This window comes from Mobiluncus sp. (assembly GCF_985070215.1).
Genome location: NZ_CFKZQR010000062.1, coordinates 1 through 7,505 on the forward strand (window position 1 = coordinate 1; position 7,505 = coordinate 7,505).

6 protein-coding genes and 2 pseudogenes are annotated in these 7,505 nt (G+C 60.5%); 5 read left to right on the top strand and 3 right to left on the bottom strand.

The features are described from left to right. A pseudogene (locus AC5LBQ_RS09050) lies at positions 1-350 on the top strand (DUF5719 family protein); the annotation flags it as partial. Positions 351-433: 83 nt separating this feature from the next. On the opposite strand, the gene AC5LBQ_RS09055 reads toward AC5LBQ_RS09050, so the two are convergent. Continuing rightward, positions 434-1,291, bottom strand: coding sequence for an RDD family protein (locus tag AC5LBQ_RS09055; protein WP_493265278.1), 858 nt, complete (start codon positions 1,289-1,291; stop codon positions 434-436). 18 nt (positions 1,292-1,309) lie between these two features. Between AC5LBQ_RS09055 and AC5LBQ_RS09060 the strand changes: the two genes are divergently transcribed. After that, positions 1,310-2,293 (top strand): stage II sporulation protein M, encoded by a 984-nt coding sequence (locus tag AC5LBQ_RS09060; RefSeq protein ID WP_493265279.1) that lies wholly within the window; start codon positions 1,310-1,312, stop codon positions 2,291-2,293. Here AC5LBQ_RS09060 and AC5LBQ_RS09065 read toward each other — a convergent pair. Then, entirely contained in the window at positions 2,290-3,279 is a 990-nt protein-coding gene (locus AC5LBQ_RS09065; protein WP_493265280.1) for a L,D-transpeptidase, read from the bottom strand. The two genes, AC5LBQ_RS09060 and AC5LBQ_RS09065, sit on opposite strands and share 4 nt — an antisense overlap. A 20-nt stretch (positions 3,280-3,299) precedes the next feature. Continuing rightward, positions 3,300-4,778, bottom strand: a complete 1,479-nt coding sequence (locus AC5LBQ_RS09070; RefSeq protein WP_493265281.1) for a L,D-transpeptidase — start codon at positions 4,776-4,778, stop codon at positions 3,300-3,302. A gap of 202 nt (positions 4,779-4,980) precedes the next feature. Between AC5LBQ_RS09070 and rpmE the strand changes: the two are divergent. From rpmE to AC5LBQ_RS09085, 3 genes and pseudogenes are all read left to right on the top strand, one after another. Continuing rightward, positions 4,981-5,181: pseudogene (rpmE, locus tag AC5LBQ_RS09075) on the top strand (50S ribosomal protein L31); the annotation flags it as partial. 215 nt (positions 5,182-5,396) lie between these two features. Beyond that, positions 5,397-6,500 carry a peptide chain release factor 1 gene (gene prfA / locus AC5LBQ_RS09080; RefSeq protein ID WP_493265282.1) on the top strand — a complete coding sequence of 368 codons (1,104 nt, stop codon included), beginning with the start codon at positions 5,397-5,399 and terminating at the stop codon, positions 6,498-6,500. A gap of 38 nt (positions 6,501-6,538) precedes the next feature. Further along, entirely contained in the window at positions 6,539-7,411 is an 873-nt protein-coding gene (locus tag AC5LBQ_RS09085; protein WP_493265283.1) for a N5-glutamine methyltransferase family protein, read from the top strand. Positions 7,412-7,505: the final 94 nt, after the last annotated feature.

Below are 7,505 nucleotides of genomic sequence, written 5' to 3' on the forward strand. Positions count from 1 at the left end.
CCGCCACCGACCCGGATAAATTCGTGCGTGCCCTGGCGTGGTTGCCTGCTTTTTCCACGGGTGGGGGAGTGGTGAGGGGCCCCGCCGCGACACAGCGCCAGCTGCTGGTGACGAACCTTAACGCCGAAAATATGGAATACCGGGTTGCCGGAGCCACCCACGTTGTCAACGCCATGACGACTGTGGTCGTGCCCCTCCAAGAGGAGCTTCCGCAACTGGTGGAGGCTCCCGACTTGTATGTAACTCAGCTGGTCACCACTAATCTGGGGGATGGCGACGGGATTGATGCCCTGGAACCGATTCCAGACCTGTCCGTATCCAGCCAAATCTACGTCCACCTCACCAGCTAACCACGCTGCTGATGGGGGCAGGAAACTGGAAGCAACCCCGCTAAGCCAGGGCAAACGTCGCGAAAATACCGGTCAGTCCGGCTCTAAATCCCGTACCGGGAACCGGATACTGCGGAAAGTTTTTTCTCCAGTCGGGCCTGGATAGCCTTGTTCGTGTGGTATTCGGCGTCCCGGCGCAACACCAGGACCGCCGCAATGAACCGCTCCGGGTCTGTGCCGGGGGGAGGCGGCGGATACACCTGGTTCAAAAGGGCGGTGGCCAGCGTTTGCGCCGCCTGCTGGCGGTGGAGCGGGTCCATCTTGGTGGCGCTTTGCAGGAACCGGCGCGCAGTCACGGTGGTAACCCCGTCCAGCTCGCCGACATTGGCCTCGCTGGCCCACTGGGCAAGTTCCGGAGCCAGCAGCAGCGGTCGGCGGGTCAGCCCGGAAGTCTCGGAAACGGCGTAGGTTCCAGCGAAAATATCCCCGATACGTTTGCCTCTGCGGTTCGTCCACGCCGCGATAATGGCCCCGGCGCCCATCGTCGCCCACAGTTCACCCAAACCAATCAAGGTACGCACGAACGCGTGGCGCAACGTGATAGGACCGCCGTCGTCACGGACTATGCGCGTCCCCACGATGAAACGCCCCAACGACTTTCCGCGAGTCAGAGTCTCTACCGTCATCGGCACCAGGAACAGCCACAGCGCCGTGACTATCGAAACCAACGCGGCGACTTGTGCCTCATTGGAAAAATACATGAAGTCGTCATTTTCCCCGCTCAGACTCAGTATCAGGAACAGCACCTCGTAGGTGATAATCATCCCTAAAATGATGGCAATGGCATCAATAATGGCCGAAACGACACGCAAAAATAACGAAGCCGGCTGCACCAGCAAGGCGATGGCTTCACCGGTGATGACCACATCGGGCCGGATTTTCGTTCCGCTAAAATGTTCCATTAAGTATAAATTAGCAGCATGGACATCGATGCGTATACCGCAGGGCGAGCTGAGGACTGGTCGCGCCTGGCTCAACTGAACCGGAAACGCCGTCTGAGCGGGGCGGAAATCGATGAATTGATGGGCTTGTATCATCGAGCCAGCGCGGACTTGGCGACCATTACTTCCGTGCCGACCGACCCGGATGTCGTGCTGGATCTGACGAACCTGGTGTCCACGGCACGAGGGCGTATCGGGGGGACGCGCCGAACGTTCCGGGAGTCTGTTGGCGGGTTCTTTACCGTGACTCTGCCCCTGGCGCTGTACCGTATCGGGCCGGTTTTCCTGGTGCTCACGGCTCTGTCACTCATTACCGCCGTGTTCACCGGTTTTTGGGTCTACACCCACCCGGAGACTCTGCTGGCCCAGCAATCTGAGACGGAACTGCGCCAATACGCCGAGGATTCTTTCAAAGCCTATTATTCAAACTATCCGGCTCCGGATTTTGCCGCCCAGGTGTGGACGAACAACGCGACGATTGCCGTCCTGATGGTGGCCCTGTTCTTTACCGGCGCCTATCCGGTCTACCTGTTGCTGACGAACTTCGCCAATGTGGGAGTCGCCGGGGCCATCATGGCCAAGTACGGTGACCTAGGTGTTTTCTTTGGGTTGATTACCCCTCACGGACTGCTGGAACTGTCCTGCATTGTCTTGGCTTGCGCCGCGGCCTTGCGGCTGTTCTGGGCGCTGTTTGTGCCCGGTGAGGATCCGCGCATGGTGTCCCTAGCGCGTGCGGGCCGCCAGTTCGGGCCGGTAGCGGCGGGGCTGATTATCCTGTTGGGGATTTCGGGCCTGGAAGAAGCGTTCTTGACCCCGTCTGCGTTGCTGACTCCCGTAAAGATTGCGGTGGCGGCGGTGGTCTATGTGGCCCTAGTGGCGTGGGTCGTGGTTTTCGCGCGGCGAGCGGTGCGGGCGGGCCTGAGCGGGGACCTGGAGGAATCGGCCGCCGGCTACGTGGACTAAGTGTGAGATACAACCGTAGTGCCGATGCTTATCAGGTCATAAATCGCTTTGGCATCCGTCACGCTCAGGTTCACGCAACCGTGAGAGCCTTTTTCAGGGGTATAGACGAAAGTGGAGCGCCACGGTGCCCCGTGCAGCGCAAAATCTCCCGAAAAGTATGAAATCCACGGGGCTGTCTCACTGTAGGGGCCGTCAAATCCCACCCCGGTCATGGTTTGCATTTCCAGCTTGGCGTACACTTTGTAAACCCCTTGCACCGTGGGGGCTTGGGCGTGGCCGTCCACCGCAGCCACCGGTCCGTAAATGACTTTCGTCCCGTCATAGACGGCAGTAGTGTGGTTCGTCAGGTTCACATCGACCCACCGTTCTTGTGGCTGGGGCGCGTAGGGCAGCGCCGGGGCCGGAACGACGGTGTCGTCAAAACCGCCTTGGCGGGTAGACAACTTCGTGGTGACTTCCACGTTACCTGTTTTTTTGTCCAGGGCTTTGGCGATGCGTGAAACCAAACTGTCCGGTTTGTCCACGACCGCGCCGTCAACCGGGTCTTTGAGTAAACGTACCAGGTGGCCGTCGCTGTCCACCTGCCGGTTTCCGTTCACGGCGGGTTTATCGACTTGGGCGATGCAGGAACTCACCCACTGAGTGATTGCGTCAGTGCTAAAGCGGGGTGGGGGCAGGGGTTGCGAGCTGAGCTGCTTGACCGGTTGGGGAACCGGATGCAGCCAGGAGCAAACCTGGTCAGGCTTTGCCAAAAAGCTGCTGTCGCCGAGGCGTAAAGTGACGCTGCGCTGGCACGCCGAGTCCCGCGCCGCGCTGATTTGGGCGGACTGGTCCTCATTCCAAAACGGCGTGTAGCCAAATGCGAGCCAGCCGCCCCCGGCCACCACCAGCAACGTGGCCGCGGCCGCGAGCCATCTGGGGTTGGTCGCCAACGACCGACGCCGGTGTTGCGGCGTCAGATGCGTGGGGCGATAGAGGAAGCTCATTCGTAAAACCTTTCAAAAACCTAGATAACCCCAGCCCGGTGGATGACTACCGGGGTTCCTACCCGAGCCCAGTCGAACAGCTCCTTAGCTTTCGCAGGCTTCAGGTTCACGCAGCCGTGCGACCCCCCATAGTTCGTTTGGACCCAGTTCCAGCGTGTATAGGTGCCGTGTACGGCGTAGCCGCCGTGGTAGTACATGGTCCACGGACTCCAGGTGTCGTAAGGGCCGTCCCAGGCCTCATCGTTCTTCATGTGGGCGTTCACCAGTTTGGTTTGGACTCGGAAAATTCCCGGATGCGTCGGGGAGGGCAGCGATCCGTGGACTGCCTCGACCGGTCCCCACACGACTTTGTCTCCAACCCATGCCGCCACGGTGTGGTTGGTCAGGTCGATGCTGATGAACTTTTCTCCGGGTTTGGCGTTGTAGGGCGGGCGGGGAAGGTTTTGGTCCACCACGGTGTCGTTGAACTTGCCTTCCTGGACTTCCATCTCAAAGACTCCGCGATAGTTTTGTCCGCGGTTCAGCGCCGTGGTGATTTCAGCGGCAATGGTGTCATTGTTCGAGACTTTCTTTGAGTCCAGAGCCATTTTCGTCATGGTCAAAAGGTAGCCGTCTTTCGTCATGGTGCGTTCGCCCGGACTGTTGTTGACGTCGATTTCTTGGTCGGTGAACGTTTTTAGCCAAGCCAATACTTGCTTTTGGCTGATGACCGGTCCGTTCTCGGTGACTTCGACCCACTGGGCTTTGTCCGTGGGGGGAATGATGTGCCCAACTCGACGACCAATCAGGTTCACTTTCGGGGCAATGAGCGAGTTAGCCTGCTGCACCCAGGTTTCCAGCTGCGGATCCGCTTCGCTCGGCGCAACTTCGGTGAGTTTCACCTTTAGGGATTGTTTCGTCTGGGTTTTCCAAGTCTTCTCGGCGGCCGCGATGAGGACTGTCGGGTCAACCCCCTGCCCGGCGCTACCCGGCTGCACCACAAAGGAACCCTGTTCGCTGTTGAACCCCAGATGCGGGTCGACGACGGTGTCGGGTCGCTTCGCGGTCAAAGCCCGGGCTGCCTGAGTGGCGGCGGTTTTGTCGAGGGTGAAAAGGGGGGTGACTTGGCGTTCTCTGACGGTGGAGGCCAAAACTCCGCTCAGGTTCTGGTTCGCTTTCATCACGGCCGCGGCGGTGCCGGGAACGTCGCAGTCCAAACCCATCTGGCCCAGACTTAACGAGGTTTCAGGGACGTCACCGCTAAATGTGACTTTCAGAGTCTGGCAGCGGTCCGTCAAACCGCGTTTCAGTTCATCGGGAGTCTGGCCTCCGACATCGTGGTTTCCCACCATCGTGTGGGGCAGGGCCAGATTGGAATAGTGAGTGGCATAAGCCCAGCCGCTACCGGCCAGGGCGATGGCGAGGACCCCCACACTGATGCCGGTAACGACGGGCCAGCGCCGTTTTTGCTTGACGACACCGCGAATTTCCAGCTGTGGATTTGTAAAATCTTGTGTCATGGTTTCCCCTCTATGCCATGTTTATGATAGCTGATTACCGCATTGAATCGAGAAGCCCCCTTATCGGTAGCTATCGCCAAGCGACCGTGGTAGTGCCGGTTGGTGTGAATTTGCGGAGTGTGGCATAATAGACCCTTGGTCTTTCCGGTTCACCCAAAGCCTTCGCCTCGGGACCCGGGGCCCTTGAACCCAAGGAGTAATTATGAAACAGGGAATTCACCCCGAATATGTTTTGACCGAGGTCACCTGCACCTGCGGAAATCGCTTTACGACTCGCTCCACCCTGACTTCCGGTCAGATGCGCGTGGACGTGTGCTCGGCTTGCCACCCGTTCTATACCGGCAAGCAAAAGATTCTTGACACCGGCGGTCGTGTGGCTCGCTTCGAGGCTCGCTACGCCAAGTTCAACGACGCCAAGAAGAAAGCTGCTGATAAAGCTAAGAAGGACGCCGAAAAGGCTGCCAAGCAGGCCGCTAAGGCTGAGGAAGCTAAGGCTCCCGCCGCTGCGGAATAGCGAAACTTTGACACCGGTCGGTACATGTTACCGACCGGTGTCTTTTATTTGCCGGGGTTTGCCTGGTGAACACCCAGATTTGCAAACGAAATGAAAGGTCAGAAATGAGTGACTTCCCTGAAGAATTTGCCGGCGTGGAAGCCCTGCTGGAGGAGTTCCACCAGGTCGAGGCACAGATGAGCGACCCGGATTTGCACTCCAACCAGGCTCATGCCCGCAAGGTTGGCCGCCGCTATGCGGAACTGAGCCGCATCAACACCGTGGTGCAAAGCTGGTTGCAGGCGCGTGACGACTTGGACGCCGGGCGCGAAATGGCAGGCGAGGACCCGGACTTTGCCGCGGAAATCCCCGGGCTTGAGGCCGCTTTTGACCAGGCCAACGCCGATTTGATTGAGGCTCTGACCCCGCGCGACCCCGACGATGCCCGCGATGTCATCATGGAAATCAAAGCTGGCGAGGGTGGTGAGGAATCCGCCCTGTTCGCCGGTGATTTGATGCGGATGTACCAGCATTACGCCGAAAAGATGGGCTGGACGGTGCAGGTCCTGGGCTTGACCGAATCGGACCTCGGCGGGGTGAAGGACGCCTCGATTGCGTTCAAAGCGAAAGGTAACCCCACCCCGGAGGAGGGCGTGTGGGCCCACCTCAAATACGAGGGTGGGGTCCACCGGGTCCAGCGGGTTCCCGTCACCGAATCCCAAGGGCGGATCCACACTTCGGCGGCTGGCGTGCTGGTCATGCCGGAAGCCGAGGAAACTGGCGACATCGAGATTGACCCTAATGACTTGCGCATTGACGTGTACCGTTCTTCGGGACCGGGGGGCCAGTCCGTGAACACCACCGACTCGGCGGTGCGTATCACCCACGTGCCTACGGGAATCGTGGTGTCAATGCAAAACGAAAAGTCTCAGCTGCAAAACAAAGAAGCGGGGATGCGGGTGTTGCGTTCGCGCCTGATGCAGCTGGAGGTGGAAAAGCGCGAGGCGGAAGCGGCTGAGGCGCGTGCCTCCCAGGTTCGCACCGTGGACCGCTCCGAGCGAATCCGCACCTACAACTTCCCGGAAAACCGTATCGCTGATCACCGCACCGGCTACAAGGCTTATAACCTGGACCAGGTGCTCAACGGCGACCTGGCCCCGGTCATCCAGTCCGCTATTGATGCCGATGAAGCCGCTCGCTTGGCGGCGGTGGGCAAGTCCGCGCACTAGTCCATATGCGTGTCGCCCGGGACGGCGGAAGGACTCCGATGCAGATACCCCAGCAAGCGGCAGCTCGCTCGGCGCTCAATGACGCGGCCTTCGTGCTGAGTGAGGCCGGGATTGGCAACGCTTTCGGTGAGGCACGTCTGCTGCTGGAGCACGTGTTGGGTCACCGGCCCGGTTACGGCGAGCGCTTGGACGGGCCGACCTGGCAGCGGTTCTTTGAGCTGGTCGGACAGCGCGCCACCCGGGTACCGTTGCAGCACGTCATGGGGGTCATGTACTTTCGCCACCTGACCTTGCGCGCCCGCCCCGGAGTGTTTGTGGTGCGTCCCGAGACGGAGTGGGTCGCACAAGGGGCCATCGACGCGGCCGCGGATTGGGTGCGGCAAGGGGTGGCTCCGCGGGTGCTGGATCTCGGCTGCGGTTCCGGGGCATTGGGGTTGTCTATCGCCTCCGAGGTTCCCGAGTCTGTTCTGACCTGCGTGGACGTGTCAGAAGCGGCGGTGGACCTGACGGCGGAAAACGCCCGGTTTACCAGGGTAGCGGCGCGGGTCCTGCTCGCTGACGCGACCGCCCCGCAGACGCTGCGCAACGCCCTTGTGAGCGCCGAAATCCCGCCAAAGTTCCACGTCATCGCCACCAACCCGCCTTATGTGGTCGACCCGGTGACCCAGCCTGAAGCCGCCCAGGACCCGCAGTTGGCGCTCTATGGCGGGGGCAACGATGGACTACAGCGTCCGCGAGCATTTCTGGCTGCCGCCGCCACGGTCGCGGCCCCCGGTGCCACCATCGTGATGGAACACGCCGAGTCACAAGGCGAGGCCCTGGTACAGGAGGCCCAAGCGCTGGGGCTGAGGGACGCCCAAACCCGATGCGATCTGGCGGGTCGCCCCCGATTCTTACAAGCTCTAGCCTGACCGTTGCCGGCCTACTGAAAACAACTCGGCCTGGCGACTTCGGTGGGATGCCTCTCAGTCGCAGAGATGGGGTCCCGTTCTGTTTTTCTAAGCG